Origin of the sequence: Enterococcus sp. DIV2467a, from assembly GCF_050532945.1 — a bacterium.
Lineage (GTDB): Bacteria > Bacillota > Bacilli > Lactobacillales > Enterococcaceae > Enterococcus > Enterococcus faecalis.
The window spans coordinates 592501-611319 of sequence record NZ_CP172896.1; the positions used below are offsets into that span (position 1 = coordinate 592501).

Sequence of the window (18819 nt, forward strand, 5' to 3'; positions counted from 1 at the left end):
TTTTGATTCAAACTTCAATCCAGTTTTGAGTGAATGAAGATTCAACTCAATAAGAAACAACACCCAGTGTGGTGGCGATAGCGAGAAGGATACACCTGTTCCCATGCCGAACACAGAAGTTAAGCTTCTTAGCGCCGATTGTAGTGAAGGGTTTCCCTTTGTGAGAGTAGGACGTCGCCACGCGATTATTCCGGCATAGCTCAGTTGGTAGTAGCGCATGACTGTTAATCATGATGTCGTAGGTTCGAGTCCTACTGCCGGAGTTGAGCAAAAGCAAAAACCAACTTGGTTTTTGCTTTTTTTGTTTTATTCACTATTTTTTGATAAGCTTGAAGAAGGGACTTTAAAAACATTTATAAGATTAAAAGGATCCTACCGAAGAATGAATACATCAAATTTTAGCTATGGTATAATGTGTTTATTATAGTTAGTAAAGCAGAAAAGGAGGAGCGGGTTTGAAAATATTGTTATATTTTGAAGGTGAGAAAATCTTAGCCAAATCAGGTATTGGTCGAGCATTAGATCACCAGAAACGAGCGCTCTCTGAAGTTGGAATAGAATATACATTAGATGCTGATTGCAGTGACTATGATATATTGCATATTAATACATATGGCGTAAATAGCCATCGTATGGTCAGAAAAGCACGTAAACTAGGAAAAAAAGTTATTTATCATGCCCATTCGACAGAAGAAGATTTTCGTAATTCTTTTATTGGGTCTAATCAACTGGCACCATTAGTAAAAAAATATCTTATCAGTTTGTATTCCAAAGCGGATCATTTAATTACACCAACACCGTATTCTAAAACATTGCTAGAAGGATATGGCATTAAAGTGCCTATTTCGGCTATCTCAAATGGTATTGATTTATCACGCTTTTATCCTTCAGAAGAAAAGGAACAAAAATTCCGAGAATATTTTAAAATAGATGAAGAGAAAAAAGTAATTATTTGTGTGGGATTATTTTTTGAACGCAAAGGAATCACTGATTTTATTGAAGTTGCGCGACAGTTACCAGAGTATCAATTTATTTGGTTTGGTGATACACCAATGTATTCTATCCCAAAAAATATCCGACAATTAGTTAAAGAAGATCATCCAGAAAATGTTATTTTCCCAGGTTATATTAAAGGAGATGTCATCGAAGGGGCCTATGCGGCAGCGAATCTCTTCTTTTTCCCTTCTCGTGAAGAAACGGAAGGAATTGTTGTTTTAGAAGCATTAGCTAGTCAGCAACAAGTTTTAGTGCGTGATATTCCAGTTTATCAAGGCTGGCTAGTAGCTAATGAAAATTGTTATATGGGTCATTCTATTGAAGAATTTAAAAAATATATTGAAGGCTTATTAGAAGGGAAAATACCTAGCACTAGAGAAGCAGGCTATCAAGTAGCAGAGCAAAGAAGTATCAAGCAAATTGGTTACGAGTTAAAAGAAGTCTACGAAACAGTCTTATCTTAACAAATATTGAAGGCAGTTATTGTTAGATGAAATGGAGGTAATGAGAGTGAAAATTGGTTTTTTTACTGATACGTATTTCCCGCAAGTGAGTGGGGTAGCGACTTCTATTAAGACCTTAAAAGATGAATTAGAAAAGCACGGCCATGAAGTGTATATTTTTACGACAACCGATCCTAACGCGACGGATTTTGAAGAAGATGTCATACGAATGCCTAGTGTGCCATTCGTATCTTTTAAAGATCGCCGAGTAGTGGTTCGCGGCATGTGGTACGCCTATTTAATTGCCAAAGAATTGGAATTAGATTTAATTCATACACATACTGAATTTGGTGCGGGTATTTTAGGGAAAATGGTTGGGAAAAAAATGAAAATCCCTGTCATCCATACGTATCATACAATGTATGAAGATTACTTACATTATATTGCTAAAGGAAAAGTTGTCCGTCCATCACATGTTAAATTCTTTTCAAGAGTGTTTACAAATCATACGACAGGTGTTGTTTGTCCCAGTGAACGTGTAATTGAAAAATTACGGGATTATGGAGTGACCGCACCAATGAGAATTATTCCAACAGGGATCGAAATTGATAAGTTTTTACGTCCCGATATTACTGAAGAAATGATCGCTGGAATGCGTCAACAACTAGGTATTGAAGAGCAACAGATTATGTTGTTATCGTTAAGTCGAATTTCTTATGAAAAAAATATTCAAGCAATTATTCAAGGGTTACCACAAATTATTGAAAAATTACCACAAACTCGTTTAGTAATAGTTGGAAATGGTCCCTATCTAGAGGATTTAAAAGAATTAGCAGAAGAACTAGAAGTTAGTGAATACGTTCAATTTACGGGTGAAGTGCCAAATGAAGAAGTCGCCATTTATTATAAAGCTGCTGACTATTTTGTCAGCGCCTCAACGTCAGAAACACAAGGCTTAACTTATACAGAAGCGATGGCTGCTGGCGTTCAATGTGTTGCAGAAGGGAACGCCTATTTAAATAATTTATTTGATCATGAAAGCTTAGGCAAAACTTTTAAGACAGACAGTGATTTTGCCTCAACATTGATTGACTATATACAAGCAAATATTAAAATGGACCAAACTATTTTAGATGAAAAATTATTTGAAATTTCTTCTACAAACTTTGGCAACAAAATGATTGAATTTTATCAAGACACATTGATTTACTTTGATCAACTTCAAATGGAAAAAGAAAATGCGGACTCAATTAAAAAAATTAAAGTAAAATTTACATCTTTAAGAAAATAAACTGCAAAACTTTCCTCCTTCGTTTATACTGAAGGAGGAAAGTTTTTTATTTTAAGAACGGAGGAAGCTACTATGTCTAAAATCGGCTTTATTGGAACGGGTGTCATGGGGAAATCAATTATTCGTAACATGATGAAAAACAATTTATCTGTCAATGTTTACAATCGAACAAAAAGTAAAACAGATGATTTAGTTGCTGAAGGAGCAGTTTGGTATGATACGCCAAAAGCAATTGCGGAAGCGAGTGATATCATTTTTACAATGGTTGGCTTTCCTTCAGATGTTGAAGGCGTGTATTTTAATGAAACAGGGATTTTTCAAGCAGATCTTACAGGTAAAATAGTAGTAGATTTAACCACAAGTACGCCGACCTTGGCTGAAAAGATTGCCAAAAAAGCAGCAGAAGTGGGTGCTCATGCGTTGGATGCGCCAGTTTCTGGTGGTGACTTAGGTGCTAAAAATGGTACTTTAACAATTATGGTTGGTGGCGATCAAGAAAGTTATGAGACCGTCTTACCAATTTTCAAAACATTTGGTAAAACGTTTATGCTACACGGCTCAGCTGGAAAAGGGCAACACACTAAGATGGCGAATCAGTTAATGATTGCAGGCACAATGACCGGTTTGACTGAAATGCTCGTTTACGCAAATGCGACAGGATTAACTTTAGAAAAAGTTCTGGAAACAGTCGGTGGTGGCAGTGCTGCAAACTGGTCATTAAGTAATTATGGACCACGTATTTTAAAAGAAGATTATACGCCAGGCTTTTTTGTTAAACATTTTATCAAAGATTTAAAGATTGCGTTAGATGAAGCAAAAAAACTTGACCTTCCATTGCCAGCGACGCAAAAAGCGACAGAATTATATGAAAGCCTTGCAGATAAAGGGTTTGAAAATGATGGCACACAGGCCTTAATTAAGCTTTGGTGGACAGATGGCAAGCAACCAACGAATAAAAATTAAAGAACAACAAAAAAATCAAAAAAAATGACGAAAAATCATGCAAGTTAGGCAATGTTTTGTTACAATGGTACAGAACTAGTTTGCAAAAGGAGGCCCACTGATGAAACATTCACAACTTGTGGCGATTATTAAGAGACTGGAAGCAATGATCGAAGCAGCAGATAATGAAGTACAAGTACGCCGCTTTGAACGTGAAGGCGTAGAGAAATGTATTGTAAGTTTTGATAAATCAACAGAAACATTTGAATTAACAGAATCTGATACGCACCAAAGCTATCAATTCGATAACATCGATATTGTAGCAATGGAAATTTACGACTTAATTCAATAATTAATCGTCTTACATTTTAATAAGGGAGTGGAGTAGAAGCACTAAAGCTTCTGGTTCACTCTCTTCTCGTATTATCCAGTCAAGTTGTAGCAATAGCTTAGTGGGAGTTTAAGAATTATATAACAAAAATCACTGGCACTTCTCAATCAGGGGAGTGCCAGTGATGCTTTTTAGTTGCACTTCTTTCCTTTTTCTGTGAAAATAGTTTGGGTATCAAAGTAATTGATCCTTTTTTTAAAAGCCTCGTCCCTTGAAAATGCGCCTTTTTTGAAATATTTGAAGAATATTTCATTAAAAATATAGAAAATTCTCTTGCATTCTTTGCTTATTTACGATATAGTTTGAACATCAAATGTTTTGATAATCAAAGTATATGGATGGTGCACAGAATGGAACCTAATTTAGAAACAGTCAACGATTACTTAGTCAGTGTCTTTAATGACATCTTAACGATTGAAGAATCTGAATTGAAAAAATCACAATTTAATGATTTATCCATTACGGAGATGCACACAATCGAAGCAATTGGTATGTACAAGAAAAAAACGTCTTCAGAAGTAGCCAAGGAACTGTCAATTACCGTCGGAACACTTACTGTAGCGATTAACAACTTAGTTAAAAAAGGCTATGTTGAACGTTTGCGTAGTGAAGATGATCGACGTGTAGTAAAGCTTGGCTTAACTAAAAAAGGAAAATTACTTTTTAGAGTCCATCAGCATTTTCATCGTGAAATGGTTAAAAACATTTTGAAAGGCATGGAGCAAGAAGAAGAACAAGCGCTGTTAAGAGCACTAAAAAATCTTCATGATTTCTTGCAAGAATACAAATAAAAAGTGAGGATCCCCATGAAGAATTATGCACGAATTAGTTGTACAAGCCGTTATGTTCCAGAGAATTGTGTCACGAATCACCAACTGAGTGAAATGATGGATACCTCTGATGAATGGATACATTCGCGAACAGGCATTAGTGAACGTCGCATCGTTACGCAAGAAAATACGTCTGATTTATGTCATCAAGTCGCAAAACAGTTATTGGAAAAATCTGGAAAGCAAGCAAGTGAGATTGACTTTATTTTAGTTGCAACAGTGACACCAGATTTCAATATGCCTTCTGTTGCTTGCCAAGTGCAAGGCGCAATTGGCGCTACTGAGGCTTTTGCTTTTGACATCAGTGCAGCGTGTTCTGGTTTTGTCTATGCCTTAAGCATGGCAGAAAAACTAGTCTTAAGTGGTCGTTATCAAACAGGTCTAGTAATTGGTGGCGAAACATTTTCCAAAATGTTGGATTGGACCGATCGCTCCACAGCGGTGCTTTTCGGTGATGGGGCTGCCGGCGTCTTGATTGAAGCGGCTGAGACACCGCATTTTCTAAATGAAAAATTACAAGCAGATGGACAACGGTGGGCGGCTTTAACGTCAGGCTACACGATCAACGAAAGTCCTTTTTATCAGGGGCATGAGCAGGCTAGTAAGACGCTACAGATGGAAGGACGTAGTATTTTTGATTTTGCGATTAAAGATGTTTCACAAAATATTTTATCACTCGTGACGGACGAAACCGTGGATTATCTTCTACTACATCAAGCAAATGTGCGCATTATCGATAAAATTGCACGTAAGACGAAGATTTCCCGCGAGAAGTTTTTAACGAATATGGATAAATATGGCAATACCTCAGCTGCTAGTATTCCTATTTTGTTGGATGAAGCAGTTGAAAATGGGACCTTAATTTTAGGTTCCCAACAACGCGTGGTGCTAACAGGATTTGGCGGCGGCTTAACATGGGGCTCACTGCTCCTAACGCTGTAAAAAACTGTTCACATATAAATGAAGAAAATGACTATTTTGGAGGAATATACACATGGTATTTGAAAAAATTCAAGCAATTATCGTAGAAGAATTAGGAAAAGATGCTGAAGAGGTACAATTAACTACAAACATTCAAGAAGAATTAGATGCGGATAGCTTAGATTTATTCCAAATCATTAACGAAATCGAAGATGAATTTGATGTGAAAATCGAAACAGAAGATGGCATCCAAACCGTTCAAGATTTAGTAACATATGTAGAAAAACAACAAGCAAACTAATACATGAAAATAGGGGGCTGGGACATTTAATTGCTAAATGACCCAGTCCCTAAAAAAACAAGTAAATAAGCCGGAAAAATCCTTTTTTACTTGAATAAAGTGTACTTATCTTAGAACTAAAGGACGTATAAAATCAATGAATCAACAGTTATGTGAGTTGCTTGGAATCAATTATCCCATTTTTCAAGGCGGTATGGCTTGGGTAGCCGATGCTTCATTAGCAAGTGCTGTGTCAAACGCTGGTGGATTAGGGATTATTGCTGGCGGCAATGCCCCAAAAGAAGTCGTAAAAAAAGAAATTAAAAAAGTTAAAGAATTAACGGAGCAACCCTTTGGTGTCAATATTATGTTACTTTCACCTTTTGCCGATGAAATTGTCGATTTGGTTTGTGAAGAACAGGTTCCTGTCGTAACGACAGGTGCAGGCAATCCAGCCAAATACATGGCTCGTTTTAAAGAACATAACATTAAAGTAATCCCAGTAGTTCCTTCAGTTGCTTTAGCAAAAAGAATGGAAAAAATTGGTGCCGATGCTGTCATTTTTGAAGGAATGGAAGCTGGTGGACATATTGGCAAGTTAACCACTATGAGTGGCTTACCGCAAATCGTTGACGCTGTGTCAATTCCTGTGATTGCAGCAGGTGGGATTGGTGATGGTCGTGGTATGGCTGCGGCCTTTATGTTAGGTGCTGAAGCAGTCCAGTTAGGCACACGTTTTTTAATTGCCAAAGAATGCAACGTTCATCCAGATTATAAACAGAAAGTTTTAAAGGCACGTGATTTAGATGCAGTAATTACCTGTCAACATTTTGGCCATCCAGTGCGTACTTTAAAAAATAAATTAACTGCTCAATATAATCAATTAGAAAAGCAAGAACTTCAAAAAGAAGTACCTGATTTAGAAATGTTTGAAAAGATTGGTCAAGGCGCTTTGCGCAAAGCTGTCGTTGACGGGGATATGGATTACGGTTCCGTCATGGCGGGACAAATTGACGGGTTAATAAAAAAAGAAGAAACAGCCCAAGAAATCATTGATTCACTCATGTCTGAATGCAAAGCGATTGTACATAAGATGAATCAGCGTTGGGGCTAAGTGAATAATTTTAACAAAAAATGAGGTGTCGTATGAAAACAGCGATTTTATTTAGTGGACAAGGAGCCCAGTATCAAGGGATGGGTGAAGAATTATATCACCAAGAAGCGATTGTTCGGGAAACTTTCGATGAAGCAAGTCATATCTTAGGTTATGAGATGGCAGAACTTTGTTTTACTGAAAATGAACGTTTAAATGAAACAGAATATACGCAACCTGCTATTTTAACAGTCAGTGTCGCATTTTACCGTCTTTTGCAACAAAAAGGACTAACGCCTGATGTCGTAGCGGGTTTAAGCTTAGGGGAATACAGTGCTTTGGTTGCCAGCGGGGCTTTGCGCTTTTCAGAAGCAGTGGCCTTGGTCCAAAAGCGCGGTCAGTACATGACAGAAGCAGCACCACAAGGAACTGGCAAAATGGTTGCTGTCATGAATGCTGAGCGTGAAGTAATTGAAAAAGCCTGTCAAGAAGCCAGTGCTTTCGGAATTGTGGCTCCAGCAAATTATAATACACCACAACAAATCGTGATTGGTGGTGAGGTTGCTGCTGTTGATCAAGCGATGACACTTCTCAAAGAAGCTGGTGTGAAGCGAATAATTCCGTTAAATGTGAGTGGCCCTTTCCATACGGCACTGTTACAACCAGCATCAAAAAAATTGGCTCAGGATTTAGCAAAATTGAACTTTCAAACGATGCAAATTCCTGTCATTAGTAATACGACTGCCGAAATTATGCCCCAAGAGGCAATTCAAGCGTTATTGGAAAAGCAAGTCATGTCTGCGGTACGTTTTGAAGACAGTATCGAAACGATGAAGGCTATGAACGTAGGAACGATGATTGAAGTTGGTCCAGGGAAAACATTAACTGGTTTTGTTAAAAAAATTGACAAAACGATTGAAATGCACCGTGTGGAAGATGTTGCAACATTAACAGAAACGTTAACAGCACTTACTGGGAGGTAAAAAATGGAATTAACAGAAAAAAACGTATTTATTACTGGAAGCACTCGTGGGATTGGCAAAGCAGTTGCGTTGGCTTTTGCGAAAGAGGGCGCCAATATTGTTTTAAACGGTCGGAGTGAGATTACGCCAGAACAACGACAAGAAATTGAAGCCTTTGGGGTAAAATGTATTGGCCTTTCTGGAGATATTTCCGATTTTGATGCAGCGGGTGAGATGATTCAAGCAACCGTTGACCAATTAGGCTCGATTGATATTCTGGTGAATAACGCTGGGATTACGAATGATAAATTATTATTACGAATGACAAAAGAGGATTTTAATGCCTGTTTAGATATTAACTTGGTAGGAACTTTTAACATGACCCAACAAGCGGTTAAACGTATGATGAAACAACGAAGTGGTCGGATTATTAATATGGCTAGCGTTTCTGGTTTAATGGGAAATGTTGGTCAAGCAAACTACGCTGCGAGTAAAGCGGGTGTCGTTGGTTTTACTAAATCGGTGGCACGAGAAGTTGCGCCGCGCGGTATTACCTGCAATGCGATTGCACCAGGGTTTATCCAAACAGAAATGACGGATGTTTTATCGGAAAAAGTTAAAACACAAATGAATGCGCAAATTCCCTTACAAACGTTTGGGCAAGTCGAAGATGTCGCAGCTACAGCGATTTTCTTAGCTAAAAGTCCCTATATTACTGGGCAAGTCGTGAATGTTGATGGCGGCTTAGTCATGCACGGATAAACGAAAGGAGTCAAAAGGATGAATCGAGTAGTTATTACCGGTTACGGTGTCACCTCGCCGATTGGCAATGAACCTGAGACTTTTTTAGAAAGTTTGAAAACAGGGAAAAATGGTATCGGACCGATTAGTAAATTTGATGTTAGTGAAACAGGTGTCACCTTAGCAGCTGAAGTGAAAGACTTTCCAATGGAAAAATATTTTGTTAAAAAAGATGGCAAACGCATGGATAAGTTTTCGTTATTTGGCATTTATGCGGCCTTAGAAGCAATGGCTATGAGTGGCTTGGATACCAGTCAACTAGATGTGGATCGGTTTGGCGTTATGGTGGGTTCCGGAATTGGTGGTTTGGAAACAATTCAAAATCAAGTAATTCGGATGCACGACAAAGGACCTGAACGTGTGGCACCGTTATTTATTCCAATGGCGATTGGAAACATGGTGGCGGGAAATATTGCTTTACGTGTTGGTGCCAAAGGAATTTGTACTTCAACAGTGACAGCTTGTGCTAGTGCAACTCATTCAATTGGGGAAGCGTTCCGCAATATCAAACATGGCTACTCCGATGTCATTATTGCTGGTGGAGCAGAAGCGCCTATTACAGAAATCGGTATTTCAGGATTTGCTTCCTTGACCGCTTTAACAAAGGCGACTGACCCAGAAAAAGCCTCAATTCCCTTTGATAAAGAACGTAGTGGATTTGTGATGGGAGAAGGTGCGGGTGTCTTTATTTTAGAATCATTAGATCATGCTCTAGAACGAGGCGCAACTATTTTAGGTGAAGTGGTTGGCTATGGTGCTAATTGCGATGCCTATCATATGACATCACCAACACCAGATGGGAGCGGCGCAGCGAAAGCCATGGTACTAGCAATGGAAGAAGCTGGGATTTCTCCAGAAAAAATTGGCTATATTAACGCCCATGGAACAAGCACACAAGCCAATGACAGTGCAGAATCTAAAGCAATTGAATTGGCTTTAGGTGATGCCGCAAAAACGGCGTATGTAAGTAGTACAAAGAGTATGACGGGACATCTCTTAGGCGCCGCTGGTGGAATTGAAGGAATTGCTACCCTAAATGCTTTACAACATCAATTTATTCCGCCAACCATTAATGTGGAAAATCAAGATGAAGCAATTACGGTGAACGTTGTTTTAAACGCAAGCAAAGAGCATAAATTTGATTATGCTTTAAGTAACTCGCTAGGCTTTGGTGGCCACAATGCAGTTATTTGCTTAAAACGCTGGGAGGATTAACATGCAGTTAGAAGAAGTAAAAGCATTATTAACACAATTTGATCAATCAACTTTAACCGAATTCGATTTACGAGAAGGCTCGTTTGAATTATATATGAATAAAAATACAGTTTCTGGACGAAGTGCCGTAGAACCAGTGGCGCAACCACAAGAAACACCAGTAGCCGCTAGTGGTGTGTCAGTGCCTGTTGAAACAGTTTCTGTAGCTGAAGAAACGCCAACCAATACACCGACAGCCAATGAAAAGACAGAAGAAATTACGTCACCCATTGTAGGAATCGTTTATTTACAACCAGCACCAGATAAAGAGAACTTTGTCAAAGTAGGAGACACTGTTAAAACGGGTGACGTTGTGTGTATCGTTGAAGCGATGAAATTAATGAATGAAATTACGGCGACAGTTGACGGTGTGATTACTGAAATATTAGTCAACAATGAAGATGTGGTTGAATTTGGTCAGCCGCTATTCCGAGTTGCTAAAGGAGAATAAAACATGAAATTAACAATTACAGAAATTCAAGAAATTTTACCACATCGCTATCCCTTTTTATTATTAGATAGTGTTGAAGAAGTCATTCCCGGGGAACGCGTTGTAGCGAAAAAGAATGTAACGGTTAATGAGCAAGTTTTTCAAGGTCATTTTCCTGGGAATCCTGTTTTGCCAGGAGTTTTAATTATTGAATCGTTGGCTCAAGCAGGCGCCGTGGCATTACTTTCAATGCCTGAATTCAAAGGGAAAACGGCATACTTTGGTGGATTAGATAAAGCAAAATTTAGACAAAAGGTAACACCAGGCGACACATTAATTTTAGAGGTTGAACTTTTAAAAGTCCGCGCTTCTGCTGGAATGGGTAAAGGTGTGGCAAAAGTTAATGGAAAAAAAGTTGCCGAGGCTGAATTAACCTTTATGATTGGATAGGTGAAAAATGTTTTCGAAAGTATTAATCGCAAACCGCGGAGAAATCGCTGTTCGTATTATTCGTGCCTGTCGCGAATTAGGCGTTCAAACAGTTGCTGTTTACTCTGAAGCGGATCAAGAAGCGTTACACACACAGTTAGCAGATGAAGCCATTTGTATTGGACCGGCGAAAGCAACTGATTCTTATTTAAATGTTCAAGCTGTTTTAAGTGCAGCGATTGTTACCAATGCTGAAGCGATTCATCCAGGGTTTGGTTTCTTATCTGAAAATAGTCAATTTGCTTCAATGTGCGAAGAATGTAACATTACTTTTATCGGTCCTAAAGCAGAAACGATTGATGCAATGGGCAATAAAATAAACGCACGTCAACTGATGCAAAAAGCCAAGGTACCTGTTATTCCTGGGAGTGATGGCGTCATTGATTCTGTCGAAGAAGCGTTGACGATTGCTGAAGAAATTGGTTACCCAGTGATGTTAAAGGCAGCTGCTGGTGGTGGCGGAAAAGGAATCCGAAAAGTTCTTTCAAAAGAAGAGTTACCGAAACACTTTACTTCAGCGCAGCAAGAAGCCAAAGCCGCATTTGGTAATGATGATATGTATTTAGAAAAAATTATTTATCCAGCACGTCATATCGAAGTGCAAATTCTAGGTGATCAATATGGGCATGTGATTCACTTAGGGGAACGTGATTGCTCACTACAAAGAAATAATCAAAAAGTGTTAGAAGAATCACCATCGATTGCTATTTCTGAAGAAAAGCGTCAGATGTTAGGCGAAACGGCCGTTCGAGCGGCACAAGCTGTGCATTATGAAAATGCCGGAACCATTGAATTTTTGATGGATCCAGCTGGCGACTTTTATTTCATGGAAATGAATACCCGCATCCAAGTCGAACATCCAGTTACGGAAATGGTAACAGGGATTGATTTAGTCAAAGCACAATTAGAAATTGCTTCAGGTGAACCTTTAGGCTATACCCAAGAGGATGTTATCATGACTGGGCATGCGATTGAGTGCCGAATTAACGCTGAAAATCCTGCCTTTAATTTTGCTCCTTCACCAGGTAAAATTCAAAATCTCTTGTTGCCTAGTGGTGGAATGGGCTTGCGTGTAGACAGTGCTATGTATTCAGGGTATTCAATTCCACCTTATTATGATTCAATGATTGCAAAAGTCATCGTACATGGTGAAAATCGTTTTGATGCCTTGATGAAAATGCAAAGGGCTTTAAATGAAATTGTAACAGAAGGTATTATTACGAATGCCGAATTCCAATTGGATTTAATTACACATGATAATGTTTTGACAGGTGACTATGACACAAGCTTTTTACAAGAAACATTTCTACCAAATTGGGAGCCAGAAAGCAATCATTAAAGAAAGAACGCCGCAAGAGCTCTCTTGCTTGGAAAGATCAGTGATCTTTTGAAAGGAGCTGAGCTCTTGCCGCTAAAATACGAGGAGTAAGCAAATGGCATTATTTAAAAAGAAAAATTACATTCGCATTAATCCAAATCGTGCTGATGCAAATGATGCATCAAAGAAGCCTTCTGTTCCAGATAATATGTGGGCAAAATGCCCTTCTTGTAAGCGAACACTGTATACAAAAGAAATGGGTGCAGAAAAAATCTGTCCGCATTGTGGCTATAGTTTTCGGATTGGTGCATGGGAACGATTAGCGATAACCGTTGATGAAAAAAGTTTCCACAATTGGGACAGTGAATTAGTGACAAAAGATCCACTAAATTTTCCTGGTTATCTTGAAAAAATTGAAAAAATGCAAGAAAAAACTGGGCTAGATGAAGCTGTCTTAACGGGAGAAGCAACAATTGAAGGACAAGCTGTTGCAATTGGAATCATGGACGCTAATTTTATCATGGGCAGTATGGGAACGATTGTTGGTGAAAAAATCACACGCTTGTTTGAGCGGGCGACAGAAAAGCATTTACCAGTAGTGATTTTCACTGCATCTGGTGGTGCCCGTATGCAAGAAGGAATTTTTTCATTGATGCAAATGGCGAAAATTTCGGCCGCTTTGCAACGGCATAACAAAGCAGGCTTGCTGTATCTTACGGTATTGACTGATCCAACGACTGGCGGTGTTACCGCAAGTTTTGCGATGGATGGCGATATTATTTTGGCAGAGCCTCAGAGTTTAATCGGTTTTGCTGGCCGCCGTGTAATTGAACAAACGATTCGTCAAGAGTTGCCAGATGATTTTCAAAAGGCCGAGTTTCTTTTAGAACATGGTTTTGTAGATCAGATTGTGCCAAGAAATCTTTTGCGTCAACGATTGAGCGACTTGTTACGTTTACATTCTTTGGAAGGGTGGCGCTAACATGGAAAAGAAAACAGCCAATGATGTTGTTACCTTGGCAAGAGCCCAAGATCGTTTGACAACTTTAGAATATATAGAAGCAATTTTTGAGGACTTTTTAGAATTTCATGGGGATCGTTACTTTGCCGATGATTTAGCTGTAGTCGGTGGTGTTGCTACTTTGCAAGGTAAACCAGTTACAGTGGTAGGTATCCAAAAGGGTCGAAATCTACCAGAAAATATTGAACGTAATTTTGGTTCACCTAATCCTGAAGGGTATCGCAAAGCGTTACGTTTAATGAAACAAGCGGAAAAATTTAACCGCCCAGTCATTACCTTTGTGAACACTGCTGGTGCCTATTGTGGAATTGGTGCCGAAGAGCGAGGAGAAGGGGAAGCCATTGCGCAAAACTTGTTAGAAATGTCTGATTTGAAAGTGCCAATCATCTCAGTCATCATTGGTGAGGGCGGCAGTGGCGGTGCTTTAGCTTTAGCAGTCGCAGATGAAGTTTGGATGTTGGAACACACGATTTATGCGGTTCTTTCGCCAGAAGGTTTCGCCTCTATTTTGTGGAAAGATGGCAGTCGTGCGAAAGAAGCAGCAGAATTGATGAAAATCACAGCGACAGAGCTGAAGGAATTAGCTATTGTAGATAAAGTAATTCCAGAAGTTATGAACGGTCAGCCTCTGGAACAAGCAAAAATTAATCGCATGATACAAAAAGCGTTCATTTCAAAATTAACTGAATTAGCTAAATTAGATACGGAAACGTTACTAGAAAAAAGATACCAACGTTTTCGCAAATATTAGAAGTTACTACTCATCAACGAACTTTTCAGGGGTTGATGGGTGGCTTTTTTTATTTTTTCTTTTATTTTACTTGTTCTTTTACAAGGAACGACCGTCCTTTATAGAAATTTTCAGTAAAATGCAGTATAATACAATAGGTAGAGACTGAAGCATAATTGTTTAGTTATGTTTCAGTCTCTTAAAATCGAAGAAACTACATAGTGTCAGTGAGAGGAGTCACGATGTTTTCAAAATATAAACCGACATGGATGATTGATGCGATTTATAAAATTACCCCCGCACAATTAAAAAAACTAGGGATTAAGGCAGTACTAACTGACTTAGATAATACGTTAATTGCTTGGAATAATCCCGATGGAACAGAAGAATTAAAAACTTGGTTATTAGAAATGAAAAATGCAGGAATTACTGTCCTCGTTGTTTCAAACAACAAAGACAGCCGGATTAAACGCGTTGTTGAAAAGTTTGACTTAGATTATGTAGCACGTGCCTTGAAACCAACCGCACGTGGCTTCAAATTAGCAGAAAAAAAATTAGGCTTGAAGCCATCTGAAATGTTAATGGTCGGCGATCAGATTATGACAGATATTCGGGGAGCTAACGCAGCGGGTATACGCAATGTTTTAGTTCAACCGATTGTCGATACAGATGGCTGGAATACTAGAATCAATCGGTTCTTTGAACGGAAAATTATGAAATACTTATCAAAAAAACATCCAGAAATGACATGGAGAGGCGGATTAGAATGACAGAGGCAATTCATTGTATTGGCTGTGGTGCGATTATCCAAACGGAAAATCCTCATGAATTAGGCTATACACCAAAAACAGCTTTCGAAAAAGGAATGGAAACAGGGGAAGTTTATTGCCAACGTTGTTTTCGCTTAAGACATTATAATGACATTCAAGATGTCCAATTAACAGATGATGACTTTTTACGTTTATTGAATGGTTTAGGAACAGAAGATGCACTGATTGTGAACGTAGTGGATATTTTTGACTTTAATGGCTCTCTTATTCCAGGACTACATCGTTTTATCGGAGATAATCCTGTGTTGTTAGTTGGTAATAAAGTGGATATTTTGCCTAAATCATTAAAAAAACCTAAAATGGTTCAATGGATGAGAGAACGGGCCCATGAAGCAGGATTACGCCCTGTTGATGTTTTACTAACAAGTGGCAAGAAACCACAAGAAATGCAAGAGTTATTAGATACAATCGAAAAATATCGTGAAGGCCGAGACGTTTATGTCGTAGGTGTGACCAATGTTGGAAAATCAACATTAATCAATCAAATCATTCAACAAACAGTGGGTGTTCAAGATGTGATTACGACATCACAATTTCCTGGAACAACGCTAGATAAAATTGAAATTCCATTAGACGATGGCCACTTCTTAATCGATACGCCCGGAATTATTCACCGTCATCAAATGGCACATTATCTAGGTAAAAAAGACTTGAAAATTATTGCACCGCAAAAAGAAATCAAACCGAAAGTTTACCAATTAAATGCTGAACAAACCTTGTTTTTAGGTGGCTTGGCTCGCTTTGATTATGTCCAAGGTGCTAAAAGTTCCTTCATTGCCTACGTTTCCAATGACTTAAATTTACACCGAACAAAAACAGCAACCGCCGATGCTTTTTATGAAAAACATGTTGGTGGCTTATTGCAGCCTCCACGTGCCGATGAAGTCGCTGAGTTTCCTGAATTAGTGCGCTTTGAATTTTCCGTGAAAGAAAAAACGGATATTGTGTTTGCTGGTCTAGGTTGGATTACTGTCACAGAACCTGGTGTAGTCGCTGGTTGGGCGCCTAAAGGTGTCGATGTTTTACGTAGAAAAGCATTAATTTAAATTTTAGAGAGAAGGCAAACAATTTGAAACTTAGAGGAAAACAAAAACGTTATTTACGTAGTCAGGCACACCATTTACAACCTATTTTTCAAGTAGGCAAAGGTGGTTTGAATGACGCAATGATTACACAAATTGATGAAGCGTTGGAAAAACGTGAATTGATTAAAATCACGTTATTACAAAATACAGATGAAGTAGCAGAAGAGGTTGCAGAAGAACTAACAGCAGCCATTCATTGCGATGTGGTACAAATTATTGGTCGCGTGTTGGTCTTATTCAAGCCATCAAGTAAAGAAAAATATCAAAAAATTTCAGCAGCAGTCAAAGAGATTTAATATTGGAGGGATGAACAATGGGAGAAAAAAGACAAGCGCGTCAAGGAGCGGACGTTCTCTTGCAAGAGGAACCGTTACGTTTTCAAACAAGAAAGCAAGTCGGCTTGTTAGGTGGTAATTTTAATCCCGTTCATTTAGCACATCTTGTCATGGCCGATCAAGTTCAAAATCAACTAGGTTTGGACAAAGTTTACTTAATGCCTACGTACTTACCACCACATGTAGACGAAAAGAAAACAATTAGCAGTGAACATCGGTTAGCGATGTTAGAACTAGCAGTGGCTGATAATCCCTGCTTAGATATTGAGCCAATTGAGTTAATTCGCAAAGGCAAAAGTTACACGTATGATACGATGAAAGCTTTAAAAGAAGCCAATCCAGATACTGATTATTATTTTATAATTGGTGGAGATATGGTGGAATACTTGCCCAAATGGCATCGGATTGATGACTTACTCCATTTAGTTCAATTTGTCGGCATTCGGCGTCCTAATTATCCAACGGAATCTACCTATCCAATTATTTGGGTCGATGTTCCGCAGATGGCGATTAGTTCCACTTTGATTAGACAAAAAGTCAAAAGTGGTTGCTCAATACGCTATCTTCTTCCAGAGAATGTGATAAACTATATTCAAGAGAAGGGACTGTATCAAGATGAGCTGGATAACAAATTATGATGCTGCACAACGTGAATTATTAATGCAAAAAGTTCAAATGCAAATGAGTGAACGTCGCTTTCGCCATGTGTTAGGAGTCGAGGAAACAGCTGTGGCCTTGGCAGCGAAATATGGTGCCGATGAAGCGAAAGCCAGTATTGCTGCTTTGACGCATGATTACGCCAAAGAACGTCCAAACGATGAATTCGAGTTGATTATTCGCCTAGATGGTTTTGATTTGGCTTTATTAAACTATGGCAATGAAATTTGGCATGGCTTAGTTGGGGCGGATATTGTTCAACGGGAATTAGCCATTGATGACGAAGAAATCTTGCAGGCAATTCGTGTGCATACAACTGGGGCTGCTAAGATGAGCTTGCTAGATAAAATTATTTATGTCGCAGATTACATTGAACCAGGACGTGATTTTCCAGGTGTGAAAGAAGCCCGTGAAATTGCCCTTGTTGACTTAGATGCAGCGGTTGCTTATGAAACGAAACATACCTTGTTACATTTGATTGAACAAGAACATAAAATTTATCCAAAAACGTTAGAGACCTACAATCAATGGGTCGTTAATCAAAAATAAAAGAAGAAAGAATTACTAGGAGGGAACTATCATAGATAGCCAGAAAATTTTAGAAATTGCTGTCAAAGCAGCAGATTCAAAACGAGCAGAAGAAATTGTCGCATTAGACGTAAGAGAGATTTCATTATTAGCAGATTATTTTTTAATTTGCCAAGCCAATAGTGAACGTCAAATCAATGCGATTGTTGATGAAATTAACGAACAAGAAGCCAAAAATCAAGTAGAAGTCAAACGTGTGGAAGGTAAAGAAGGCGGAAAATGGATTTTAATCGATTTAGGCGATGTTATTGTCCATGTATTCCAATCTTCAGAACGTGCCTTTTACAACTTAGAAAAATTATGGTCAGATGCCCCAATGGTTGATCTAAGCGCTTGGGTCGACTAAAATGGCCTATGAAACGTTTGCTTTCGTCTATGACGAAGTGATGGACGAAAGCCTATACCAAAAATGGTTGGATTTTTCCAATCGTCATCTCCCACAAGGAACCCAACAAATTCTTGAAATGGCTTGTGGTACAGGCGCTTTAGCAGTTGATTTTGCGAAAAGTGGTTATGATGTGACGGCCTTAGACTTATCAGAAGAAATGTTGATGATTGCTAGTGAACGAGCCTTTGAAGAAGAAGTGCCAGTTCAATTTGTTCAGGGAAATATGCTAGATTTATCTGAAGTGGGACAATACCAAGCCATCACTTGTTTTTCTGATTCACTGTGCTATATGGCTAATCGCCAAGAAGTACAACAAGTGTTCGATGAAGTTTATCAAGCGTTAGAAGAGGAAGGAACGTTCATTTTTGATGTTCATTCTACTTACAAAATTGATTCAGTTTTTCCAGAATATAGCTATCATTATCAAACAGAAGAATTTGCTTTTCTATGGGATAGTTACGCTGGTGAAAAAGAACACAGCATCGAACATTTCTTAACATTTTTTGTGAAAGAACAGGAAACAGATGAGCACTTTGTTCGGTATGATGAATTGCATCAAGAACGAACCTATTCGTTAGATAACTATTTACGAATGTTAGAAAGTGCTGGTTTCATGAACGTCAAAGTTTATGCAGACTTTACAGATGAAGCACCAACTGAAACAAGTGAACGCTGGTTCTTTGTTTGTCAAAGAGATTAATAAGATTTGGCTTATGAGCTTGGGACAGCGCTTAAAAACGTTTG

The 18819-nt window shown here is 38.5% G+C and carries 23 protein-coding genes, 1 tRNA gene and 1 rRNA gene; all 25 read left to right on the forward strand.

Annotated elements, in window-relative coordinates; translation table 11 throughout:
* Positions 1-67 precede the first annotated feature (67 nt).
* Positions 68-183 (forward strand): 5S ribosomal RNA (gene rrf, locus IGL80_RS02760).
* A gap of 6 nt (positions 184-189) precedes the next feature.
* Positions 190-263 (forward strand) — tRNA-Asn (locus IGL80_RS02765).
* Positions 264-455: 192 nt separating this feature from the next.
* The gene (bgsA, locus tag IGL80_RS02770) at positions 456-1460 is read left to right on the forward strand and encodes a cell wall glycolipid biosynthesis glucosyltransferase BgsA (RefSeq protein WP_002359375.1); all 1005 of its coding nucleotides are present in this window, start codon (positions 456-458) and stop codon (positions 1458-1460) included.
* 46 nt (positions 1461-1506) lie between these two features.
* A complete protein-coding gene (gene bgsB / locus IGL80_RS02775) occupies positions 1507-2730 on the forward strand; it encodes a cell wall glycolipid biosynthesis glucosyltransferase BgsB (RefSeq protein ID WP_010707991.1) in 1224 nt (407 codons plus the stop codon).
* Between the two features lie 72 nt (positions 2731-2802).
* Positions 2803-3693 carry an NAD(P)-dependent oxidoreductase gene (locus IGL80_RS02780; protein WP_002359377.1) on the forward strand — a complete coding sequence of 297 codons (891 nt, stop codon included), beginning with the start codon at positions 2803-2805 and terminating at the stop codon, positions 3691-3693.
* A gap of 100 nt (positions 3694-3793) precedes the next feature.
* Complete coding sequence (locus tag IGL80_RS02785; RefSeq protein ID WP_002379802.1) at positions 3794-4024, forward strand: YkuJ family protein; 231 nt, start codon at positions 3794-3796, stop codon at positions 4022-4024.
* 389 nt (positions 4025-4413) lie between these two features.
* Complete coding sequence (gene fabT / locus IGL80_RS02790; protein ID WP_002362455.1) at positions 4414-4854, forward strand: fatty acid biosynthesis transcriptional regulator FabT; 441 nt, start codon at positions 4414-4416, stop codon at positions 4852-4854.
* A 15-nt stretch (positions 4855-4869) separates the two neighbouring features.
* Positions 4870-5835: a beta-ketoacyl-ACP synthase III gene (locus IGL80_RS02795; protein ID WP_002359378.1), complete on the forward strand. Its 966-nt coding sequence runs from the start codon at positions 4870-4872 to the stop codon at positions 5833-5835.
* Between the two features lie 52 nt (positions 5836-5887).
* Entirely contained in the window at positions 5888-6115 is a 228-nt protein-coding gene (locus IGL80_RS02800) for an acyl carrier protein (protein WP_002356278.1), read from the forward strand.
* Between the two features lie 136 nt (positions 6116-6251).
* Positions 6252-7208: an enoyl-[acyl-carrier-protein] reductase FabK gene (fabK, locus tag IGL80_RS02805; protein ID WP_002359379.1), complete on the forward strand. Its 957-nt coding sequence runs from the start codon at positions 6252-6254 to the stop codon at positions 7206-7208.
* A gap of 32 nt (positions 7209-7240) precedes the next feature.
* Positions 7241-8170: an ACP S-malonyltransferase gene (fabD, locus tag IGL80_RS02810; protein WP_002359380.1), complete on the forward strand. Its 930-nt coding sequence runs from the start codon at positions 7241-7243 to the stop codon at positions 8168-8170.
* Between the two features lie 3 nt (positions 8171-8173).
* On the forward strand, positions 8174-8911 hold the full coding sequence (gene fabG / locus IGL80_RS02815; RefSeq protein WP_002359381.1) for a 3-oxoacyl-[acyl-carrier-protein] reductase: 738 nt from the start codon (positions 8174-8176) through the stop codon (positions 8909-8911).
* Between the two features lie 18 nt (positions 8912-8929).
* Positions 8930-10165, forward strand: coding sequence for a beta-ketoacyl-ACP synthase II (gene fabF / locus IGL80_RS02820; RefSeq protein WP_002359383.1), 1236 nt, complete (start codon positions 8930-8932; stop codon positions 10163-10165).
* 1 nt (position 10166) lies between these two features.
* Entirely contained in the window at positions 10167-10655 is a 489-nt protein-coding gene (gene accB, locus IGL80_RS02825; RefSeq protein ID WP_002359384.1) for an acetyl-CoA carboxylase biotin carboxyl carrier protein, read from the forward strand.
* 3 nt (positions 10656-10658) lie between these two features.
* On the forward strand, positions 10659-11084 hold the full coding sequence (gene fabZ / locus IGL80_RS02830; protein ID WP_002356286.1) for a 3-hydroxyacyl-ACP dehydratase FabZ: 426 nt from the start codon (positions 10659-10661) through the stop codon (positions 11082-11084).
* A 7-nt stretch (positions 11085-11091) separates the two neighbouring features.
* A complete protein-coding gene (locus tag IGL80_RS02835; protein ID WP_002359385.1) occupies positions 11092-12462 on the forward strand; it encodes an acetyl-CoA carboxylase biotin carboxylase subunit in 1371 nt (456 codons plus the stop codon).
* A gap of 94 nt (positions 12463-12556) precedes the next feature.
* A complete protein-coding gene (accD, locus tag IGL80_RS02840) occupies positions 12557-13423 on the forward strand; it encodes an acetyl-CoA carboxylase, carboxyltransferase subunit beta (protein WP_002356293.1) in 867 nt (288 codons plus the stop codon).
* A gap of 1 nt (position 13424) precedes the next feature.
* Positions 13425-14213: an acetyl-CoA carboxylase carboxyl transferase subunit alpha gene (locus IGL80_RS02845; RefSeq protein WP_002359386.1), complete on the forward strand. Its 789-nt coding sequence runs from the start codon at positions 13425-13427 to the stop codon at positions 14211-14213.
* Positions 14214-14434: 221 nt separating this feature from the next.
* Positions 14435-14962: a YqeG family HAD IIIA-type phosphatase gene (locus IGL80_RS02850; RefSeq protein ID WP_002356296.1), complete on the forward strand. Its 528-nt coding sequence runs from the start codon at positions 14435-14437 to the stop codon at positions 14960-14962.
* On the forward strand, positions 14959-16068 hold the full coding sequence (gene yqeH, locus IGL80_RS02855) for a ribosome biogenesis GTPase YqeH (RefSeq protein ID WP_002381381.1): 1110 nt from the start codon (positions 14959-14961) through the stop codon (positions 16066-16068). Before IGL80_RS02850 ends, yqeH begins: the two co-directional genes overlap by 4 nt.
* A gap of 23 nt (positions 16069-16091) precedes the next feature.
* Positions 16092-16403 (forward strand): ribosome assembly RNA-binding protein YhbY, encoded by a 312-nt coding sequence (gene yhbY / locus IGL80_RS02860; RefSeq protein ID WP_002356298.1) that lies wholly within the window; start codon positions 16092-16094, stop codon positions 16401-16403.
* A 17-nt stretch (positions 16404-16420) separates the two neighbouring features.
* Positions 16421-17080, forward strand: a complete 660-nt coding sequence (locus IGL80_RS02865; protein WP_002359387.1) for a nicotinate-nucleotide adenylyltransferase — start codon at positions 16421-16423, stop codon at positions 17078-17080.
* Complete coding sequence (yqeK, locus tag IGL80_RS02870; RefSeq protein WP_002359388.1) at positions 17058-17648, forward strand: bis(5'-nucleosyl)-tetraphosphatase (symmetrical) YqeK; 591 nt, start codon at positions 17058-17060, stop codon at positions 17646-17648. Before IGL80_RS02865 ends, yqeK begins: the two co-directional genes overlap by 23 nt.
* Positions 17649-17694: 46 nt before the next feature.
* Positions 17695-18033, forward strand: coding sequence for a ribosome silencing factor (gene rsfS, locus IGL80_RS02875; protein ID WP_033072556.1), 339 nt, complete (start codon positions 17695-17697; stop codon positions 18031-18033).
* Between the two features lies 1 nt (position 18034).
* Positions 18035-18775, forward strand: a complete 741-nt coding sequence (locus tag IGL80_RS02880; protein ID WP_002356302.1) for a class I SAM-dependent DNA methyltransferase — start codon at positions 18035-18037, stop codon at positions 18773-18775.
* Positions 18776-18819 lie beyond the last annotated feature (44 nt).